The organism is Paenibacillus sp. RRE4, assembly GCF_031844205.1.
GTDB classification, from domain to species: domain Bacteria; phylum Bacillota; class Bacilli; order Paenibacillales; family Paenibacillaceae; genus Paenibacillus; species Paenibacillus xylanexedens_B.
In genome coordinates, this window is record NZ_JAUZUT010000007.1 from 78,620 (window position 1) to 99,867 (window position 21,248).

20 protein-coding genes are annotated in these 21,248 nt (G+C 47.7%); 3 read left to right on the forward strand and 17 right to left on the reverse strand.

Going from position 1 to position 21,248, the window contains the following annotated elements:
- Positions 1-190 precede the first annotated feature (190 nt).
- The 5 genes from mutY to Q9R46_RS23440 all read right to left on the reverse strand — a co-directional run bounded on the left by mutY (position 191) and on the right by Q9R46_RS23440 (position 5,774).
- Positions 191-1,459: an A/G-specific adenine glycosylase gene (gene mutY / locus Q9R46_RS23420; RefSeq protein ID WP_311281995.1), complete on the reverse strand. Its 1,269-nt coding sequence runs from the start codon at positions 1,457-1,459 to the stop codon at positions 191-193.
- A gap of 229 nt (positions 1,460-1,688) precedes the next feature.
- Positions 1,689-2,144, reverse strand: a complete 456-nt coding sequence (gene acpS / locus Q9R46_RS23425; RefSeq protein WP_311281996.1) for a holo-ACP synthase — start codon at positions 2,142-2,144, stop codon at positions 1,689-1,691.
- Positions 2,145-2,427: 283 nt separating this feature from the next.
- Positions 2,428-3,237: an ammonia-dependent NAD(+) synthetase gene (nadE, locus tag Q9R46_RS23430; RefSeq protein WP_090924930.1), complete on the reverse strand. Its 810-nt coding sequence runs from the start codon at positions 3,235-3,237 to the stop codon at positions 2,428-2,430.
- A 186-nt stretch (positions 3,238-3,423) separates the two neighbouring features.
- Entirely contained in the window at positions 3,424-3,858 is a 435-nt protein-coding gene (locus Q9R46_RS23435) for a BrxA/BrxB family bacilliredoxin (RefSeq protein ID WP_090924929.1), read from the reverse strand.
- 221 nt (positions 3,859-4,079) lie between these two features.
- On the reverse strand, positions 4,080-5,774 hold the full coding sequence (locus Q9R46_RS23440; RefSeq protein ID WP_311281997.1) for a two-component system sensor histidine kinase NtrB: 1,695 nt from the start codon (positions 5,772-5,774) through the stop codon (positions 4,080-4,082).
- A 195-nt stretch (positions 5,775-5,969) separates the two neighbouring features.
- On the opposite strand from Q9R46_RS23440, the gene Q9R46_RS23445 reads away from it, so the two are divergent.
- Positions 5,970-7,238, forward strand: a complete 1,269-nt coding sequence (locus tag Q9R46_RS23445) for a BaiN/RdsA family NAD(P)/FAD-dependent oxidoreductase (RefSeq protein ID WP_145336118.1) — start codon at positions 5,970-5,972, stop codon at positions 7,236-7,238.
- A 627-nt stretch (positions 7,239-7,865) separates the two neighbouring features.
- Here Q9R46_RS23445 and Q9R46_RS23450 read toward each other — a convergent pair.
- The 8 genes from Q9R46_RS23450 to Q9R46_RS23485 all read right to left on the reverse strand — a co-directional run bounded on the left by Q9R46_RS23450 (position 7,866) and on the right by Q9R46_RS23485 (position 15,953).
- Complete coding sequence (locus Q9R46_RS23450) at positions 7,866-8,276, reverse strand: hypothetical protein (RefSeq protein ID WP_145415372.1); 411 nt, start codon at positions 8,274-8,276, stop codon at positions 7,866-7,868.
- A 209-nt stretch (positions 8,277-8,485) separates the two neighbouring features.
- Positions 8,486-9,739, reverse strand: a complete 1,254-nt coding sequence (locus Q9R46_RS23455; RefSeq protein ID WP_311281998.1) for an ABC transporter permease — start codon at positions 9,737-9,739, stop codon at positions 8,486-8,488.
- A 16-nt stretch (positions 9,740-9,755) separates the two neighbouring features.
- Complete coding sequence (locus tag Q9R46_RS23460; protein ID WP_090924924.1) at positions 9,756-10,493, reverse strand: ABC transporter ATP-binding protein; 738 nt, start codon at positions 10,491-10,493, stop codon at positions 9,756-9,758.
- Between the two features lie 216 nt (positions 10,494-10,709).
- Entirely contained in the window at positions 10,710-11,063 is a 354-nt protein-coding gene (locus Q9R46_RS23465; protein ID WP_397386410.1) for a type II toxin-antitoxin system death-on-curing family toxin, read from the reverse strand.
- Positions 11,060-11,305, reverse strand: coding sequence for an AbrB/MazE/SpoVT family DNA-binding domain-containing protein (locus Q9R46_RS23470; protein ID WP_397351832.1), 246 nt, complete (start codon positions 11,303-11,305; stop codon positions 11,060-11,062). Before Q9R46_RS23470 ends, Q9R46_RS23465 begins: the two co-directional genes overlap by 4 nt.
- Positions 11,306-11,460: 155 nt before the next feature.
- Positions 11,461-13,023, reverse strand: coding sequence for a hypothetical protein (locus tag Q9R46_RS23475; RefSeq protein ID WP_311281999.1), 1,563 nt, complete (start codon positions 13,021-13,023; stop codon positions 11,461-11,463).
- 49 nt (positions 13,024-13,072) lie between these two features.
- Positions 13,073-14,419 carry a hypothetical protein gene (locus tag Q9R46_RS23480; RefSeq protein WP_311282000.1) on the reverse strand — a complete coding sequence of 449 codons (1,347 nt, stop codon included), beginning with the start codon at positions 14,417-14,419 and terminating at the stop codon, positions 13,073-13,075.
- A 199-nt stretch (positions 14,420-14,618) separates the two neighbouring features.
- Positions 14,619-15,953, reverse strand: coding sequence for an MFS transporter (locus Q9R46_RS23485; RefSeq protein ID WP_311282001.1), 1,335 nt, complete (start codon positions 15,951-15,953; stop codon positions 14,619-14,621).
- A gap of 464 nt (positions 15,954-16,417) precedes the next feature.
- Between Q9R46_RS23485 and Q9R46_RS23490 the strand changes: the two genes are divergently transcribed.
- A complete protein-coding gene (locus Q9R46_RS23490) occupies positions 16,418-16,879 on the forward strand; it encodes a MarR family winged helix-turn-helix transcriptional regulator (protein WP_090924920.1) in 462 nt (153 codons plus the stop codon).
- Positions 16,880-16,978: 99 nt separating this feature from the next.
- Here Q9R46_RS23490 and Q9R46_RS23495 read toward each other — a convergent pair whose 3' ends face one another.
- The 4 genes from Q9R46_RS23495 to Q9R46_RS23510 form a co-directional block, all read right to left on the reverse strand.
- On the reverse strand, positions 16,979-17,470 hold the full coding sequence (locus Q9R46_RS23495; RefSeq protein WP_311282002.1) for a hypothetical protein: 492 nt from the start codon (positions 17,468-17,470) through the stop codon (positions 16,979-16,981).
- A 162-nt stretch (positions 17,471-17,632) separates the two neighbouring features.
- Positions 17,633-19,141 carry an MDR family MFS transporter gene (locus Q9R46_RS23500; RefSeq protein ID WP_260984867.1) on the reverse strand — a complete coding sequence of 503 codons (1,509 nt, stop codon included), beginning with the start codon at positions 19,139-19,141 and terminating at the stop codon, positions 17,633-17,635.
- 247 nt (positions 19,142-19,388) lie between these two features.
- Complete coding sequence (locus Q9R46_RS23505) at positions 19,389-19,961, reverse strand: GNAT family N-acetyltransferase (protein WP_308723476.1); 573 nt, start codon at positions 19,959-19,961, stop codon at positions 19,389-19,391.
- 233 nt (positions 19,962-20,194) lie between these two features.
- Complete coding sequence (locus Q9R46_RS23510) at positions 20,195-20,491, reverse strand: hypothetical protein (protein ID WP_145336608.1); 297 nt, start codon at positions 20,489-20,491, stop codon at positions 20,195-20,197.
- 187 nt (positions 20,492-20,678) lie between these two features.
- Here Q9R46_RS23510 and Q9R46_RS23515 point away from each other — a divergent pair, with 187 nt between their 5' ends.
- The gene (locus Q9R46_RS23515; RefSeq protein WP_145336610.1) at positions 20,679-21,158 is read left to right on the forward strand and encodes a GAF domain-containing protein; all 480 of its coding nucleotides are present in this window, start codon (positions 20,679-20,681) and stop codon (positions 21,156-21,158) included.
- Positions 21,159-21,248: the final 90 nt, after the last annotated feature.

The following is a 21,248-nucleotide window of genomic DNA, read 5'->3' on the forward strand; positions in this document are numbered from 1 at the left end:
TTTCGGTCAAATATTACCCCAAATGCACGTTTTCGAGGGAAATAGCCTCTCTCATGATCGTTAGAATTTTGAAGCCCTCATTTTTCGCAAAATAAGGTTCCTGGAGATCGTTAGAAATCCCCCCACTTTCTCTCCCACATCATTAGAGATGGTTCATATAATCCCAATGGTTAGCCAATCGGCCTCGTTATTACTCAATGACTTCATCATAGGCTCCAGCAAAATAGTTGCGAAGAAGCTTCAGAAATACATTAGGGAACGCCAGCTTCTCCATATCTTCCGGGCCAATCCATTGATAAGTGAGGCCATCGCCTTTGCCTGTCATCGCTTCGTGTGCCGCTTGAGCGGCGCTGGATGCAGATGACTCTGCAGCTGGAGCTGGTTCCGCTAGGGATGCCGCCTGTTCATCGTAGGCGGCTCTAGCTTCCGCGGCGATCAGCGGAAGCTCACTGCTCTGGTCCTGCTCGGTGCACTTGTACACCTGCAGGCTCCAGACAATGTGGCTGAACACATGCTCCGCATGGGTAGCCAGCCCTTCCGGGCGGGCGGCGAAGCCTTCCGCCCACAGACTGCCGGCCAGCAAAGCCATGGCCGGCTCATCCGCCAGCGGCGCTGCCGCCTTACCCGCTGCGGCAGGTGCCGCCAGCACATGCGGCAGCTCCCACATCCGGGCCAGCAGGCCTGTCTCTGGGCGCTGGCGCACAAGCACACGGCCGCGATGAGCACCGCGGCCTTCCACCAGGGCAACCAGCCGCTGCTCAGGGCGTGGCGGCTTCGCTTTGGTCTTGACCGGCAACGTAAGCTCCCTTCCGGCAATTCTGCCGGAACATTGCTCCATCACCGGGCAAGTTAAGCAATGCGGCGCTTTGGGTGTACACACCAGCGCGCCAAGCTCCATCAGCGCCTGATTGAAATCACGCGCGCGCCCTTCCGGAATGAGCTCTCCCGCGAGCTCTTCCATCAAAACCCGGGTGCTACCCTTCATAATATCCTCATCAATGAGGAAATATCGGGATAGCACCCGCATCACATTGCCGTCCACCGCTGGCTGCGGCTGGTTAAAGGCAATGCTGAGAATGGCGCCTGCTGTATAAGGGCCGACTCCTTTTAACGCAAAGACGCTCTGCTTGTCCTGCGGCATCTCCCCGCCGTGCAGCTCCATAACTTGCTTAGCTGCCGCCTGAAGATTACGCGCCCTTGAATAATATCCGAGCCCTTCCCAATTTTTCAGTACCTCTTCCTCCGGTGCCTCGGCAAGTGCCTGAACGGTCGGGAAATTCCCGATAAATCGGTTAAAATACGGAATCACCGTATCTACACGTGTCTGTTGCAGCATAATTTCCGAAACCCAAGTAAAATACGGATTGTTGTGGCGACGCCACGGCAAATCCCGACGATTAATCATGTACCACTCCAGCAAATTCACGCTGAAATGTCGTTTCTGTTCTTGTAAACCCATATGTCAATCCTTTCCTGTACCCACGATTCTCTGAAAATTTCACGATATAAATGAAAAGGCAGTGCCTCGGCTTTTTTTATGAAAAAGGGCTCCGATCTAATAGATACGTGCAACTGTCGACCTAGGCCATGCGAATATTCTCAAGCGGTTCACCCGTGCTCTGGCACCTGTTCATGCCTTTTCCTCTTTGCTCATGCTCCTGATCCAACCCCAATAACGATTCACGCTTCTAACCTTTATCTTCATCCGGGTCACCTGTGCATTTCCCTGATATCTCTTTCCCGTCCACTTCATGTACCTGCTCTACAATGGCAAATGCCGCCGCCAATTCCGTCTGATGTGTAATGCTTAGATGAATCTGGTACCTCTGACCACAAGGTAGCTGAAGCCGCTCCCAGGCCTGACTGGACAAAGTAGCGACCGGACGACCGGACGGATCAGGTAACACTTCGATATCATGAAAACCCATGACAGCGCCGATCCCGCATCCGAATGCTTTAGATACAGCCTCTTTGGCCGCAAAACGCCCGGATACAAACTCCGCCATCCGTTTCCCGCGCCTAGCTGCAATTTCCTGTTCAGCCTGAGTTAAAATACGTTTCATAAATGCCTCTGCCTGGCGGCCAGACAGCAACCTGCGTAACCGTTCTATCTCTAATACATCGTTGCCAATGCCATATATCATAACGATTCACCCGCTTAATCTTTTAGGCTGTAAAAGATAATCCTTACTTCAACGAATCCATTGCTTGCCGAACACGTATTCTATTGTAGCAGGAGGCGTGCATGGATGCGAGTACCTGTTATCCGCATTCCCACTTTTGCTAAAATTTTCACCCTATGAAATGCGGTAAGTTAGAACAACAAAAAGAGCCGCTGCTCAAGGCAGTGACTCTTTTTCATGCAACAACTCATTGGCAAAAATGAAACGTTGCCCAGATTCATTCTAAATTCCTGAATTCCCAACCTTAAATGCCAGGAATCGCATTGCGTTTGTGATGTGTGCGTGTGTAAAACGCCTCTAAGCGCTCTTGCGCAGCAGGATCAATCTGCTTGCCTTCAAGGTAATCGCTGTTCGCCTCATAGGAGATACCCAGCTCGTCCTCATCGGTTTGTCCTTCCCATAATCCGGCAGAAGGCGCTTTGTCCAGAATGGATTGCGGCACTTTCAGGTAAGCAGCCAGCTGACGAACCTGACGTTTGTTGAGTGTGCTCAGTGGCGTAATATCCACGGCCCCGTCGCCCCACTTGGTGTAAAAGCCGGTGATCGCTTCGGATGCATGATCCGTACCTACGACCAGCAGGTTTTCTTCAAAAGAAAGCGCATATTGCATCACCATACGTGTTCTGGCCTTCACATTACCTTTGCCTTGATGAGTCATATGGCGCGGACTCCCCAGAGATTTGAAGCCTTGCTCCACTTCCAGAGCAATTTCATTCACGGCATCCTCGATATTTGTTTCCACAACATGCTTCAGATCGTATGCTTTGGCTACAGCATAACTATCCTGAATATCCGCTTGCTCTCCATAAGGCTGGAACACACCCAGCGTTTTGTACTCTTGATTGTTTTCTGCAGTAAGCTCGTCCGTGGCTTGTTTGCAAAGGGCCGTTGCCACAGCACTGTCGATACCGCCGCTAATGGCGATCAGCAGTCCTTTGGTGCCGGAATTTTTGACATACGTTTTAAGAAAATCCACACGCTTGCGTACTTCCTCAGCTTCATTAATACTCGGTTTAACCTTCAATTCAGCGATGATCTGTTGTTGCAAACTCATCGTTCATACACCCCGTTTCTACATGAATAGGATTTTGATGCCACATTTTAAAGGTATTTGATACTTAGCTTGAAAGGTAATTGGATGTGCAGCTAGAAAGGTTCGAATGGTTCAATAACCTGATCTGTCCAAAATGAAACGCCCCGGCATCGGGCATCCGAAGTGCGGGGCGTTCTATGAAGCGGATTAACGGCAGTAACGTTCAAACGCACTTGTCAGGTCAGCCGCGATTTCCTCTGCAGAACGATCTTCCACTTGGTGACGCTCGATAAAGTGAACGAGTTCTCCGTCTTTCAGCAAAGCGATGGACGGTGAGGATGGCGGGTATGGTGCAAAGAATTCACGTGCTTTCGCCGTTGCTTCCTTGTCTTGACCAGCAAATACAGTGTAGAGGTGATCCGGTGTTAAATCGTTCTGAAGTGCCTGAGCAACCCCTGGACGACATTGACCTGCTGCACATCCGCATACAGAGTTAATTACGACCAGTGCTGTTCCTTTAGCATCCGGCAAGCTTGCTTCAACCTCTTCCGGCGTACGCAGCTCCTGGATCCCCAGACGAGTCAGCTCATCCCGCATTGGCTGAACCATATCTCTCATGTATTGATCAAATGACATCGACATTCAGTTTCACTCCTTATAATGGTTATTCTATGATCTCGTTTGAAAAGTTAGAGGACAATAGCTATGCACCAACGAATGCGTCCATATCGAAAAAAATGGATACACGCTGTGCTATTCCTATTATACATCCCCATGCAATGAAAGCAAGGTTCAGACAACACCTGCGGAACAGCTTTCTCTCACTTATTATGGCTAATGGTCTGGCAAAATATGCTGACACGCTAACTCTGGAAGGCCACCTTAAAGGTTGTTCCATGACCTTCTTCGGACTCAACGGTAATTGTGCCGTTATGGCGCTCGACAATGCTTAAACACATGGATAGTCCCAGTCCGGTTCCTTTTGCTTTGGTTGTATAGAACGGTTCGAACAGCTTTTCCTGCTTTACCGGCGGTATTCCTGGCCCCGTATCGTGCACACACAGCTCCACCCTGTCATCGACCAAACGGGTTTCCAAGGTAAGCACACCTTTTTCGGTCATGGCTTCCATTCCGTTACGAGCCAGATTCAGTACGACTTGTTTGATTTCTTTCGCATTCAGATGCAGCTTCGGTACGTTATGGGCCAGCATCAGTTCGATGCTCTGACCTCGCAGATTGGCATCTGCCCATAGCAAAGGACTGAGTTCATGAATAATGTCGTGTAATTGTGATTCTTCTTTTTCGGCAATACGGTTCTGAGCCAGGGACAGAAAATCATTGATGATACTGTTGGCTCTGTCCAGTTCCTCCATCACGATCCGATAATAATGATTCAGGGAATCCGGACTCTTTTCCTGCATTAACTGAAGAAACCCTCGCACCACAGCCATCGGGTTGCGCACCTCATGTGTAATGCTTGCCGCCATCTGTCCCACCAAGCTTAGACGATCCACATTATCAAGTTCGTTACGTAACATCTCAAGCTCGGTAACATCCTGAATAATGAGCATAGCTCCAGATACTTCCTTCGAGCCTTTCGCAGCATAAGCATAGATTGGCACTGTCCGGGACAGAAATACATGCGAGCCGTATCGCACCGTCAGCACACTTACTTCACCATGGACAACGGCTTGCTGGATGCTTTGTTCCATCTTATCTGCCTGTTCATGCTCAACAAATTGACTGGCGTGTTGCCCAATCAAGTTATGTGCCGATGTGCATGGAAGCTGTTCTTTTGCCGTTTGTTTCATCAGTTCGTTTACAAACACAACTTTGCCTTCGACATCTACCGTGGCTATAGAAAGAGGTACTGCATTCAGAATCTGGTGCAGTTTCTCTGTTTCACTCATGTAATGGTGATGCACTTCAGATAGTTGCTGTTCCATTCCCCGATAACGTCCCATCCGATCCAGCCACAGCTGACTCATGCTCCCAGCAGCCAGTGCACCTGCCATATATCCAAGTGCCGATAAAATCAGATAAAGCTTGGAATATGTCGTATCAGGATAGACATAAACCATCCATAACAGACTCGCGACAGCCAGTTCAGCGGTAATCAGCGCGATGACCGTATTCATTTTGCGGGAACATGTATTATGCTTGAATCGTTTGGCAGACAACCATACAATAGGATAGAGAAGTATTCCCGTATGAAGAAGAAATCCGTACAGATCATAGGGATGTGCTAACAGAAAATAGAAGAGAATATGTAGAATAGACAAGGCAGCGCCTATGTGGGTTTTACAATATAGAATCGCAAGAGTAACCGGGATAATACTCAGGGATATAGGAACGGTCTCGGAACCTACGGATAATGCAAAAAGTAAACAGAGCAGCATACTAATGATACTTGTTGCCGCAAAGCTGAAATTGACTTGATCTGCATGATCCATTCGCATAACCTGTTGTTTGGAGAGACCCAAATAAAATAAGGGAATCAGGAATACTGCCGATCCGGCCAGCAGTACTTGTAAAAGAATGTCCTTTAACGCAACCACAACGTCATCTCCTCCTCTGCCTGTACATTCCCTCATTTAATTCTGATTAAAACATAGGCGACAGCATATTACAATATATCCCTTTAGGCTGCATAATAGAACATCGAATCACCCTGTCTGATTTCAGAAAAAGGCAGTAACAGACATTGTCTATAAAAAAAAAGACAAAATCAATCAAAAAGAAGGTAATCATAAATGTATGACGTTATCGTAATAGGCGGTGGTTCCGCAGGTCTGATGGCTTGTGTGGCAGCTGCCGAGCACGGAGCATCTGTACTTTTGCTGGACAAAGGAGATCAATTAGGCCGCAAACTGGGCATTTCCGGCGGAGGACGCTGCAATGTAACCAATGCCAAAGAAACGGATGAGCTTATTCGACATATTCCGGGTAATGGACGTTTTTTATACAGCTCGTTTCAAAATCTGGACAACCAGGGTATCATGCGTTTTTTTGAAAATCTCGGCATTGCCTTGAAAGAAGAAGATAACGGAAGAATGTTCCCCGTCACGGACAAAGCCAAGACGGTTGTTGATGCACTTGTCGGGAAAATTGTTTCTCTTGGTGTCGAGATCCGTACGAAAGAACCTGTTAAAGAGCTTATTCATAACGGTCAGCAAGTGCAGGGCGTTAAGCTCGCTTCAGGCAAAATCATTCACGGCCGCTCCGTTATTATTGCAACAGGCGGCAAATCTGTGCCGCAAACCGGTTCCACAGGTGACGGATACCCTTGGGCAGAGGCAGCTGGTCATACCATCACAGAATTGTATCCAACCGAGGTGCCGATCGTATCCGGGGAGAGCTGGATTCAGTCCAAGGAATTGCAGGGCTTGTCTCTGCGTGACATCGCGCTATCCGTACTGGATGCCAAAGGAAAAACCGTCATTTCTCACCGCGGAGATATGATCTTCACCCATTTTGGCGTATCTGGCCCGGTTGCCCTGCGTTGCAGTCAGTTTATTCGCAAGGTTCAGATGAAATCAGGGAATACACAGGTCACCATGAGCATCGATCTCTTCCCTGACTTTACCCCTGCTGCGCTGGAAGCACAAGTGAAGCAAGGCCTAGAGCAGGAGTCACGCAAGGCTGTCAAAAATATTTTGAAAACATGGGTGCCTGAACGTCTGATTCCACTATTGATGAAACGAGCGGAGATCGGGGACGATCTGACATTTCACCATTTTCCAAAAGGGATGTTAAACCATCTATGCGAATTGATGAAATCCTTCACTTTCCGAGTAGACGGCACAAGATCACTTAAAGAAGCCTTTGTTACCGGAGGTGGGGTTCACTTAAAGGAAATATACCCCAAAACGATGGAATCCAAGCTGCTGCCCGGACTATTCTTTTGCGGCGAGGTGCTCGATATTCACGGTTACACCGGAGGTTACAATATCACCGCCGCTTTCTCTACAGGCTATACTGCGGGCATGCATGCCGCGGAGTACAAACATGTTAATGCCTAGGTAATACGTTAAACGCTAATGATCACCACAAACCTTATTTCATGAATATTGACCCTCTTCAAATTCTAACGATCACCAGGAACGCTATTTGGCTCAAAACAGGCCTTTCCAGCTTGAAATGAGCTATTTCTATTAAAATAACGTCTCTGGAGATCGTTAGATTTTCAAACACCTCTAAATCGACCAAATAGCGTTCTCTGTGATCGTTAGAAAATAATCAGGTACAGCACTGGCCGATGAGGCACTATAAAAGTTACTACACCATACGTTTGCGCAAAGCAAAAGGCACCCCCTATGTCGTTGTCCATGACCGGAGTGCCCTTTGTTTTGTTTTAACTCTTCTTTACAGCTCTAATTAGTGTTCCAGATACACCTTGCCGTTTAATGCAACATAGTTGCGGACTAGTACATTGGTGCAGAACTGCAATTGGTACTGTTTCTTGTACTGTTTCTTGTACTGTTTCTTGTACTGTTTCTTGTACTGTTCTTGGGACTGGTGTTGGGACTGGTGTTGTCACGTTATTAGAGTTGTTAATGGCAACAAGTGTTGCTGTTGTGGCCACTTTAATTCTAATCTTTAGCGCCGTGTCTGGTTTTCCCTGTTTCTCCTGTTTCGTAGTTCTATCCTCAGGCTTTAACGCTACCGGAAAATCCATCTGCCGAATCATCGTAAACCGGGTCATCACTATAATTATGCTCGCCCTGGTCTACACTTTGTTCAACGTTCTGACCGTGATTTACCGCCTGGCTCCCACCGCGTGCATAGCTTTCGTTCCAGTCCTCATTCACTAGATGTGCCGGAATGGATACGCTTTGGAACTGATCCAGTTGATCTACTGAAGAAGCGAACACCGCACTCCCTCCATGTGATTGCACGATCTCTACTGCGGATTGCGGGTCCTGACGATCCGTCGGAATATATAATTCAAGTGGTGTAGATTGATATGGCTTATAGCCTAATTCCTCCAAGGTTGCTTTTGCCTCAAGCAGTGCCGAAGGATCGGAAAAATGCACTTGAAGCTCACCGTTATCCATCATGATCTACTCCTCCTCACTATAGATATTTCTATCTCCAGTCTGTGAAACCTATTGAAAATCAAGACATCCATGAATCCAGAGATACATAAACAGGACGCCCTAATTCCACATGCTTCACTTAACTTTTCATCTATAGCATGGGCAGTTCAACCAAGTGATATGCGCCCCGGATAGCAAATTCCTTTCACTCATCGTGATGCAAAAACAAACTATGAACGAGTCTGTCTGATCAAGCCTGCAACGGACACTGAACCATAGCCCAATGCCACTGTGCATGCAGCCGTCAGAAAACCGGAAAGCCAGCCCAGCCAGAACACTCCCATGATATACCCCATCAGCGCAATAAGCGGGAGCAGTAACATACGCACCATGATGGAGCCTGCCTCATGCAGCGCAGCAGAATCATACGTGACAAGCTGAACATACTCCGAGGTTGCCAGTACATCCCATGCACGGTACAACATCACGGTGAGCATAATCACCAGTAATCCACACACAATGACATTGACCGGGAACGGCGGTAAAGCTACCGCTGCGATAGACAACCCACCTAGTTGCAGAAACAATTTCAACGTCTCGGAATTACGAAAGAATGCTTTGAAAGCGATCTCTGCCGTCCGATTTGGAATGGAACGTTTACGGAATAATTTACGAGGTTTACGAAAAACGATTGTTCGTGTCTGCGGAGACTTCGGCTTCCTCACAGCCTGACTTAACATCAGTGCAGTCAACCTGAGCCTGCTTCTCAAATCCTCGCGCACATCGCCTTCAAACGTACCTTTCATACGTAATCTCATCTGGATCATCGTAATGAGCAGTAGCAAAACGGCGGCAATACTGAGCATGATTTTCCACGTATACATGTCCCCTGACATCCAAGCCGATGTGCGAACAATCATCCATCCCATGGCGATCACAAGCGAGGTCAATGAGAGCCAGCGCCGCCATCCCGTATATCGAACTTTAATTATATGTATAGCAATGACTTGAAGCGACGCTACGGTTCCCAACCAGATACTTGTTAGCACGATCTGTAAAAGAGACATTTCATACACATGAGCGAGCAGTGGTGCAACAAGTGCAGTAATAAGTATCATTTTTCCAAGTTGTAACACCGTCACCCGCACAAGCCCTCGCATCATCAGTGTTCGCATCCATACCCTTCTCGATTTCAGGAACAATACATCCGCTTCTTCGATAAAAAGCAGAACTCCACCTGTCAAGATGATCAGTTCGATAATCCCCGTAAGCAAAGGTAAGGGCACACTTGTTGCCCATGCTGGCAGTGCTTTCGTCCACAAACTCGTGTACCAGCCGATAAAATATAGCAGACCCGGAATCAGCAGATACAGCCAGACTGTCCAGTCCACCACAAGTTTGAAATTGCGCCACTGCTCCCGAAGATGCTCTCTCTGTCTTCTCTGGTATAGAAGATGCGGGGTATAACGTTTGGGCTCTACCATCAGGCTTCTCCTTTCTTCAATCCGATGTTAACGTGTCAAAACAATCAAACAAAGATGCTTCCGGCATTCCCGCCGCGGCACGGATCTCATTCAACGTTCCTTCCGCAGCCGACCTGCCGGCAGCAATCAGAATGAAGCGGTCGCAGATCCGTTCAGCCGTATCGAGCACATGTGTAGACATTAACACGCCCGCCCCGCGGCGGCGCTCATCATCAAGCAATTTCAGAAAATCCTTTGTTGCACGCGGATCTAAACCGATAAATGGCTCGTCCACAATATAGATATCCGGTGAGGAGAGAAATCCGATCATGAGCATCATTTTCTGACGCATGCCCTTCGAGAAACTCGCTGGCAGATCATTACGGACATGATCCATACCAAAACGGACTAACAATTCCTCCGCTCTCGCAACAAAAACCTCTTCTTCTATTTCATACGCTGCAGCAGCCAGATCAAGATGTTCCCACAAGGTCATATACTCGTAAAAAACAGGCTGTTCGGGAATGTAGGCGTAACGCCCTTCCCCACCGATGGTTACATCATAGTCGGCATGCTCCAGCAGGCCAAGCAATGTCTTGATGGTTGTACTTTTACCTGCACCATTGGGCCCGATAATCCCGACCAACTCTCCCGGCGCCACGTGCATCCGAATATTCCGGATCGTAGACTGCCCTGGCGCGTAACCAGCTTCGCGAATATGTACGTTCAGGATAGAATTAGGTAAAGCTGTTTCTTCCTGCGATGCGTGCTGCATGGCTTAACACTCCTGTTCTTGTCCTTTTTATACGTGATGAACTATTTATATTGTAAATGAGTTTGGAGTATCATGTTTGATCAAATTGAGCAAAAAGTAGGCAAATAAAAACAATAAACCATTAAAACTCCATGATTTATTGCTCATGCATTCTTTGATCCCTATTATGTTCTCTCCTCAGACCAACAGTGAGTTTGAATCATCGAAGTAAGATCTTCAAATGAATATGGGGTTGACCATATCAACCGTAAAATCCTCAGCTAAGGTCTGTTCCATTTTAAAGTAAATATGACTGTAACGTAGAAACATGACTAATGCAGTAAAGGCTGTTCGTTTATTCGCATTATGAAAAGGATGGTTTTGGCCTAATGACTGAAAAATTGCAGCCGCCTTCTCATAGACTGTCGGATACGCTTCGTCACCAAAAGCAGATGATTGCCGTCTAAGAACAGCAGATTCAAGCAGATTAGAATCTTTTACACTAATCTGCTCTCCCGGGCTATACCGTTTGATCATCGCAACATTAATCGCAATTACTTCTTGAATATTTGAATAACGAATGAGACTCATCTGTCTTTAAGACCTTTCAAAGTTTGATCATACTCATCCATAACAGAAGCTAACGTATCCATAAAATCATTACTTATTCCGTTAGGCAAATTTACCTTGACCGACTTTTTAATGATAATTTCTCCGCTCGTTTGGTCGACCTCTACCTGAACCATGTCTCCTTGTTCAAGTCCAATTTGCTTGAATGCTTCTGTCATCGTTATTCCAAGGCTGTTACCAAACTTCGTTACTTTTCGTTCCATCTCTCTCACCCTACTCACTTAGATTCCTCCTATAATTATACTATTCAACTGTTATAACAATAACTCCATGATTCACCCATTGTATTTGGTTGAATATAAAAAAAGAAGCAGGGGTTCGGAGCCTCTGCTTCTTCATATTAAAGTGAAAACTCATATTATCGATTGTTTTCCACCATGGTCATCGTTTCGCTTTCTGCATCCGCATTAGCGTTCAGACCCAGATCCAGCATGCCTCGACTTTCGCTGGCATAGCTGCTTGCGGTACGCTCACGGTCGTTCACGTTACTGTTACGTTCGGATTGAGCCATTGTTGCACTCTCTCCTTTCGCTTTCGCGTTCAGACCCAGATCGAGCATGCCACGGCTTTCGCTCGCATAGCTACTGCTTGCGGTATGCTCACGGTCGTTCACGTTACTGCTACGTTCGGATTGAGCCATTGTTGCACTCTCGCCTTCCGCTTTCGCGTTCAGACCGAGATCCAGCATGCCACGGCTTTCGCTCGCATAGCTGCTGCTTGCGGTACGCTCACGGTCGTTCACGTTACTGTTACGTTCGGATTGAGCCAATGTTGCACTCTCGCCTTTCGCTTTCGCGTTCAGACCCAGATCGAGCATGCCACGGCTTTCGCTCGCATAGCTGCTGCTTGCGGTACGCTCACGGTCGTTCACGTTACTGTTACGTTCGGATTGAGCCATTGTTGCACTCTCTCCTTCCGCTTTCGCGTTCAGACCGAGATCCAGCATGCCACGGCTTTCGCTGGCATAGCTGTTGCTTGCGGTACGCTCATGGTCGTGTACGTTACTGCTGCGTTCGGATTGAGCCATCGTTGCACTCTCTCCTTTCGCTTTCGCGTTCAGACCCAGATCGAGCATGCCACGGCTTTCGCTCGCATAGCTGCTGCTTGCGGTACGCTCACGGTCGTTCACGTTACTGCTACGTTCGGATTGAGCCATTGTTGCACTCTCTACTTCCGCTTTCGCGTTCAGTCCCAGATCGAGCTTGCCACGGCTTTCGCTCGCATAGCTGCTGCTTGCGGTACGCTCACGGTCGTTCACGTTACTGCTACGTTCGGATTGAGCCATTGTTGCACTCTCTCCTTCCGCTTTCGCGTTCAGACCCAGATCGAGCATGCCACGGCTTTCGCTCGCATAGCTGCTGCTTGCGGTACGCTCACGGTCGTTCACGTTACTGCTACGTTCGGATTGAGCCCATGTTGCACTCTCCCCTTCCGCTTTCGCGTTCAGACCCAGATCGAGCTTGCCTCGACTTTCACTAGCATAGCTGCTGTTCGTGTTGCTGTTGCGTGCCTGACCATCTCGTGAATACTCGTTCATCGTTGCTGCTTCTCCAGACACATTGGCATTCAGACCGAGGCCCAGTTTGCCAGAGCTACTTTGCTCGCTCGTAACGTCCGTAGATTCGTTATTGTAACGGTTCGTGTTCTCGGCGGATACACCGGCGTTTAGCCCCAGATCCAGATTCAATGCACCGCTTGCGCTAGAGGTACCCCCATAGTTGCCAGTATTCCCGTAACCAGCGTCACGTTGTCCTGACAACAATGATCCCAGTTCCAGACGCAGACCTGCATTCAGATCCAAATTACCGTTGCTGTTGCTGTTATAGCTATCTGCATAGGTTGCCTGTGAAGCTCCCAGCAATCCAGCTACCAACGTACCCGACAATACCGACAATTTTACCCAACGATTCACTTTTTTCATGATAATATACACTCCTTCTCATTTTTGGTTGAATTAACGCCATTGTTGTTTATGAGAAAGAGGTATATTTCGGCGGCTGACCTGGTGGTGCTTGTGACCACTGGCTGAAACCATCCAAGCGTTCCATCTTAAAAGCAAAACCATAACCCGGCATCACCGGACTTGTTAAAGCTAAAGGCAGTGCTACAGCTGGAACGGATGCTCCGCCCCCCGTCACACCGGACGAACCGGTGCTTGTACCTGTAGAGGTACTCGTTGCAGAAGGAGCTATTGCCATAACAGACCAGTTAGCAGGTCGTTCTGCCCGTGGTTGCCATGGTACAGAGGCTTCATCCTGCTTCTCAGGTATTGCCTGATCCGCATTCAGATTCCCTTGACCTTGCTTCTCCGCTGTTGATTTACCAAAGGATGGGTTCATCCCCAACCATTCATTATCCAGTAAAGATACGTTTGAATTTGTTTCCTTCGCACGTTGTTTCAGACCATCTTGCTTCACAGGCACAGCCTGAGAAACAGCAGGCTCGGTTACCGAATCCGGATTGATCTCACGATCCATAACCTGACCTGTAACCTGTATTTCATCTTGTGCCGTGTTTTGTCCACTCAGCTTGCCCTGAGACGAAGGTAGATCGACTGCCTTACTAGGCTGATCTGAAGTATCTACAGGCTGCTCCGGTTTCACAACCGGAAGTTCAATCTTTCCTTTACCAGAATCAACTTCTGTTGATACACCAGTAGCAGGCACATTTGCTTTCACCTTTGGAAGCTGTACCTTGCCTTCGCTCAGATCTACACCTGATACCCTGACATCCACCGATGTAACTTCAGGAACATCAACTTTCACGGAAGGAAGTTTAACCTTGCCTTGCCGCAGGTCTGTTTGTACAGCAGACGTCTCTGCTTGGATAACCTCGGGAACCTCGGCTTTAATCCCCGGCAAGGAAGCTGTTCCCCCTTGGAGATCAACCTGACTGCTGGACACATCTGCTTGAATGACAGGTGTGTCTGCTTGTACAGAAGGAAGATCCACCGTCCCTTGCTTCGCATCGATGCCAATCTGCGATGTTCCTGCCGATCCAAGCGGTGTATCGACCTTCAACTCAGATACACTTAGCTTGCCGGTAGATGCATTCGTTTGGATCGAAGGAACTTCTACATCGAGTAGTGGTGTGGATACCGATATCGATGGAGTCAGATCAAGGCTGCCATCTGCATCGCGTGAGAGCAGGTTCAATGACAATCCGCTGGACGGTTTACTTGAACCCGCCTGATTCTGAGCATCATCCGCATATACATGCGACGAACCGATGCCCATAACCAACGTTCCGGCCAGAATGGCTAACGGAATGCTTGCCAGACGAGTGATCGATCTGGGTAATTTCCCTATTAAGTTCAAGTAACTTCACCCCCTTTCCGCGTTAGCGTTGGTGGGACAAGGCATATGAGTTTTCCCCTAGGATTAATTAGTATACAGGGACTTTTGCCTGTTCCTCATTAAACATGAAGGCGTTTCCTCAAACGATTTTTCAGTAAAAACATTTTAAAATTAAATTAATTTCCGCCTTCATGCTGGGCGATTATCTCTCTAAAACACCTTACGATCCTTCTCCGGTTGCCACAGACTTCGCCGGAAGAACTGCCTCCAGATCTTCTGCACACTTCGCTCTTGGCTTCAACAAATACAGTAGACCGAGTAGTGTCAGCAGCACACCTGAACTTACAAACGCAGGCACAACACCAAACGAAGTCACTAATAACCCGCCAGCCACAGGACCAAGAATGTTGCTCGTTGTCATCACACTGCCTACAGTACCGAATACCCTGCCTGTCATCGGCTCAGGAGTCTGTTCTTGCAACAGAATCTGAAAAGGTACGACAGCAAATCCAATGCCAACACCGGCCAAGGCAAACAGCGAAATAAGAAGCAAATGCGCACCCATTCCTGCAGAAGGCCATACGACAACGACTATACCAGCCGTCCCGATTACAAGGCCTGTCACAGCAGTTCCCAGCCCCATTTTTAAGCCATGGCTTGCTGTTTTCCATTTCCGGACACTCATCGCCGCAATTAACGTTCCGACACCACTTGCCGCGACACACCATCCAAGCAGATCGCCGGAAATACCGGGAAGTTGCCTGAATAAAACAACCGTTTGTGAATCGGCAAATTGCAGAAACAAAATCGCGGATGCTAGTAAAAAAAGTGACGTTCCGACATGAGGCAGACAAGCTAGCATACGGATGCCCTCAAGTGTTTCTTTCCAAAAGGATTGTTTGACTTGAATCGATCCTGCTGTCTCTTCCTCTACTCCTGTTACGTCGGAATTCACTCGTTGGATCACCCGATGTCCGGGAATCCACAATAAAATAATGCCAGAGATCAGAAACGATGACGCATCTAACACAAAACACCACGTGATCCCGAACCCGGCTACGAGTAATCCGCCCAACGCCGGGCCGATAATTTTGGACATCTGTTCAATCACCGAGCTAATGGAAACCGCTTGAGCAAGCTGGTGATCTGGCACAATTTCTTTTAATTTGCCGTTCTTCGCGGGTGAGAACATGACATCAAATAGAGATTTAAGAATAAGCAATACGTAAATTTGCCATATCTGATTCGCGAAAATAAACGCACCCACAATGATAATTCTTGCTCCGTCGGCGGTAACCATCAACCATTTACGGTTCAACCGATCTGCCAGCGCACCCGCAAATGGCCCTGTGAGAAGCATCGGCAATGCCGCAGACAACATCACAAACGTAATCTCCCACGGCGTTGCATTCCAGCGAAGCCCAACCAGAGTGAAAATGGCCAACAGATGCAGCCAATCCCCCAAGTTGGATATCGCCTGAGACACCATCAATGTTACAAAAGCACGATTTTGTTTCAGTGCACTTTTTCCCGCTAAAGCGTTTTTTGTTGTCATCCCGTTTCTCCTCCATCATTTTCCGAATGTTTAATATGAAAATGATTATATAAAAGAGGTTGAGTCAGAACCTCCTGCCCAAGTCGGAGATAAAGGAACATCCACAGGATGATTTTTCATTTTCCTGGTATCCTGCACTCTAATCCATTTCATTGCTCCAATCTAAAATATGTACGCAAAATCGTGACAAATGATCAAATTTTAAATGCTAAAAATGCAAATCTTGTGACATATCGCATGTTTTTCGGCCAAATTGAGGTCTACAATGAACATATGACGATCCTCTGATTCGTCAATCGATATAATGATCCAACTCATATAAGTTGATCTGATCTTTTACTAAACGCATTGTATAAGTTTAACTTTATGCACGGGTAAATTAACCTTAGTTCAAACTTATACAGCAAAGAGAACCTTCATATATCACGTCAACTTATATAAATACACTGAAAGGCGGGATCAGCATGCTGGAATTACAAGAGATCGGGACAGAACGTTCACTTCATCTGTACCGCACCTTGGCCCATACGTTCAAAAGTGTGAATGAACACGCTGTATCTGGAAGTAAAGTACATGGTTTTAATCCGACTGCCTATGGAGTGCTCGAAGTGTTATATATGAAAGGAGCACAACCCATCCAGCAGGTAGGAGCTCAACTGCTGTTGCAGAGTGGGAACGTTACCTATGTCATTGACAAGCTGGAGCAAAAAGGACTTCTACGCCGCAAACATTGTCCGCAAGACAGACGAATCATTTTTGTGGAACTGACAGAAGAAGGCCAGCGCACGATGGATGACATCTATCCAGGATATGCGGTCAAGATTGATCGTGCAGTCAGCGGTCTAAGCGAAGAAGACAAAGAACTGCTGTCCGAGCTTCTGGGCAGACTGGCCCATGGAGCAGAAAGTCTGTCAGCGAGCAGCTAGATGCGTACGTGCACCTCATCCGAGTTAGACAACCAGGTTTACGCTGGATAACTTGAGCAGAGTGGTAGAGATGCAAAAACCGGAGGGCCTGACCAAGGCTCATCCGGTTTTTGCTTGTTTATTGTGTTGTAGCCAGTAAGATCCTGCTCTTAAAATATATTGCCAGATCAGAAAGATCAGGGTCATGATACAAATCTGGCGAATGGCGTCCATATAAAGAAACGTATTCCCCCGAAACACAAAAAGAGAGAACAGAACACCGCTTAATCCTGCTAAAAGAACATAACCAATCACTACAGATACAACCGGATGGATTCTCCCTCTAGTTCGTTGCACCACAGATATCGATACCGCATCCGCAAAGAGTGACAATGGAAGCATGAGAAAAATGACTATGGCCAGATAGATCAACACGGTAATAACTAATGAAGACCAGAACGGAGTATAGTACGTATTATCCATTCGCTCAGATACAGGCACGTATTCGTTGAGAACTGTAATAAGAGACATTGAAATACAGGTCAGCAATGCGGAGAAGATACGGACAGGAAAAGAAACGGAATGCAGGGCTAGCCACTTCGGGTTACTCAAGTCACATCATCCTCCTTTTTCCAGTTCATCATACCAAACCCATGGAAATATAAAAAGCAGCTGATGTTCAGCTGCTTTTTTTAGGACATAGCAAAGATATGCTTCGATCCTTGAATTCCATTGTTTTGCGGTGCATTTCCGTTCTTTCTCCCGGCATGGCCGTTACTTCTGCATAGCCTCCACTTGCGGCGGGGCATCTGCATCCTCAGGAACAATTAGCCTTTTGCGCAAGGCCAGCGTAGTGACCCATGAAACGATCGCAATAACAAACATGATGACAAACAAGGAGTGCAAGCTACCCTCCAGCACACTGCGTAGCAACGCCCACTTCTCGTCCGATAACGCAACATCCGTATGCGGTGCAAGCAGCTCATTCAGATCCTTCTCCGATATACCTGATGCCGCTAAATTTTGTTCACTCGACAGTGTCGAGATACGGAAATTCAGCCATGTTCCAAATGCCGCCGCCCCAATCGTTTGACCAAGTGTACGCATGAACGTATGCAGTGCCGTTGAAGAACCGCGTTCTTTGTACCCTACAGACGACTGCGCGATAATCGTGAAGATCGTAAAGGCAAACCCGAACCCTAGACCATAAATAAAGGTCAGAATAAACAATACGGCTTGTGGCGAGGTTCCGCCAACTAAGAACAGTCCACCTGAACCAATGGCGATCCCGGTAAGTCCGATTAAGCTGGTCAGCCGTGATCCAATCTTGAGCAACAATCGGCCTGCCAGCACGCTACCGATTAGCCAGCCAACCGACATGGGCGCGAGCAGCAAACCGGACTCGGTTGCATTTCCTCCACGTACGCCCTGCACCCAGAGCGGCAGATAGCTGGTTAAGCCGATCATCAAGGTACTGGTCAGCAGGCCGGCGATATTCGCCACCCGGATGTCCCGGATACGGAACAGATGAAGTGGAACCATCGGGGCTTGGGCTCTTTTTTCCACCACAAAAAACAAGATAAGAAACAAAACAGCGACCACGCTCAGTCCCACAATCAATGGAGAACTCCACGCGTAATACTGCCCACCTGCCGACAATACAAAAAGCATAGCGGTAATACCAACGGTGAAGGTGAGTGCACCAACATAATCAATTTTAGCGGTACGTGGTGAAATGTCCTCTTTGAGATAACGGAATACAAACCACATGGCGAGCAAGCCAAAGGGCACATTAAATCCGAAAATCCATTGCCATCCGAGGTTGTCCACGAAATAACCCCCGAGCAACGGCCCGACGAGAGACGAAATGCCCCATACCGAGCTGATCCAGCCCTGGATTTTGCCACGCTCTTCTATGCGATAAATATCTCCGATAATTGTAAATGTAACCGGTACTACAGCGCCTGCCCCAATCCCCTGAATGGCACGGTAGATAATCAGTTGCTCCATATTCTGTGAAAGACAGCATAAGAGTGAGCCTAGCAAAAACAAGGCACAGCCGATGAGAAACACGGGTTTACGTCCGTATATGTCACTGATTTTGCCGAAAATCGGGGTGCTGACTGCCATCGTGAGCAGGTACGCCGTAAAAATCCAGCTGAGCAGCTGCACGCTCCCCAATTCGCTGACAATCGTTGGACCCGCCGGACCGATCACCGTGCCTTCAATCGCGGACAGAAACGTCGCCAGCAACAAGCCCGCAAGAATGAAACTGCGCTTCAAACCTCCTGTTGTATTCACACAAACCCTTCTCTCTTTAATCTTATACATAATTAACAGTTGATTTTACTTTCTGCTCCAAAACAGAACAAGCTTTCGATCACAGTTATCCCCAGATTTTTTCATCTCTTTTCTATAAGGAGAAATCCGGTGATAAAGGTGAACGTTCCACTTCTCCAGCTTTGTTCTGTTTCTTCGTTAATGTGTAATCTCAAAATAAATTAAGTATCTTTTCCTACCTTTCTTGCCACTACCTTCTCTTGTTTCGGAGGAATTCATCATATAATAGCGAGTACATCACCATATCCTTATATCCCGTAGACGTATGCTGTACCTGGCGAAGCAGGCCCTCTCTTGTAAATCCCTGGCTTGTCAGGAAAGTTCCTGAGGCTGCGTTACGCGGGTCCACAAGTGCTTCAATCCGGTTCAATCCCATCGTCTCATAACCAAAGGGCAAAAGCGCCGTGAACGCCTCAGACATATAGCCGTAACGCCAATACTCTCGGCCCAGCTCATATCCGATCTCACCGCGAAACGCCCCTTCCAGCTGCCAGGTGTTGAATCCGCAACTACCGATAAGCTTGCCTGTAGCTTTCAGTTCAATGCCCCACCGGATGGCGTCCTCTTCCCCTGCCATATGGTTCAGCAGCCCGATCATATCGGCCGCCTCGCTTGTCCCAATCATGGGCGCGAGATTCATATACCGTGTAACCTCCCGGTCGGACCAGTGCACGAACATCTGCGCAGCATCCTTACGGCGCATTTTGCGCAAGCGTAACCGCGGCGTCTCCAGTTCCGGGATTCTTCCTTTACATTTATACATCACTTGACACTCCGATCCGATCCTTCTCTTGCAGACCATAAGATTCATTAGCCATCTAACCATAACCTGCACCAATTGGCAACTGTTCACTCCTCTGATCATATCAAAAAACCGGGCGCATCCGCTCCCGGTCCTGATCTACCTATGAATCCACCAGCACAGGTTGTCCTGTTCTATGCCGAGAAACAATCTTTATTTGCTCAGTTACTCGCAAAACCTGATCTGCAACAGTTTTAAGCCGGAGAGGCCTTCTTGCTGTCAGGCAACAATTCTTCGCTCACCCGTCCAAGCACAGCAACAATTTCCTTATACTCCTCAATGCCTGTCCCGGTCAGGCTCCACTGGTCTCCGTGGGCAGTCAGGAAGTTCTCTTGCGTCAGGTGTTCAAGCTCCTGCTTGATCTCACGTTCGCCCACGCGATATCCTCGCTCTTCTAACAAAGGCAACGCGTCGCTTACGTTTAAATCCTGATTTTGGGCAAAATATAGAAGATGAATTCGTACGAATAGATTCTGTACTTCTGCATGCATAAGCTAAGCTCCTTCCCGGGTTGTAGCCCTTCTTGGTTGCTAAGTAATTACCCCGCGAAAGAAGCGGAGAAACAGGCGTATAATCCAGGTACTGTCATCTCTTTCCAAAATCATTCCGCTTGACTAACCGCATCTACTGCACTATCTTGAAAATAAGTACCATTTTTGCTCGGGAGGGTGATTCACCATGTTTCAAGCTGTTTCCTATGAAGGAACACGAAGCGAGCAGCACACCGCCGTCCTGGGACAGTTAAGTGCTCTGATCCGCGATGAACCTAGTGCGATTGCCAATCTGGCTAACGCTGCTGCGCTGCTCAATGTATTTTTAACCGACACCAACTGGGTCGGATTCTATCTGTATGATGGAAAAGAACTGGTCCTTGGACCGTTTCAGGGATTGCCTGCCTGCATCCGTATTCCACTTGGACGCGGAGTATGCGGCACATCTGCTTCGGAGAGACGCACACTCGTTGTCGATGATGTGCATGCTTTTCCAGGCCATATCGCCTGTGATGCTGCATCCAACAGTGAGATCGTTGTTCCGATTATCAAAGACGGACAATTATATGGCGTGCTGGATATCGACAGTCCGATCAAAAACCGTTTTGACGATGAGGATCGTATCTTCCTGGAAAAAGCAGTCAGCTTGCTCGTCGAGCAACTGTAAACTGTCTGATTCATCTCCTATTCATGTGAACAAGAGGACTCTGTCCTCACCCGGTGATATCCATATGTATGAACAAAAAGCGCAGCCCTC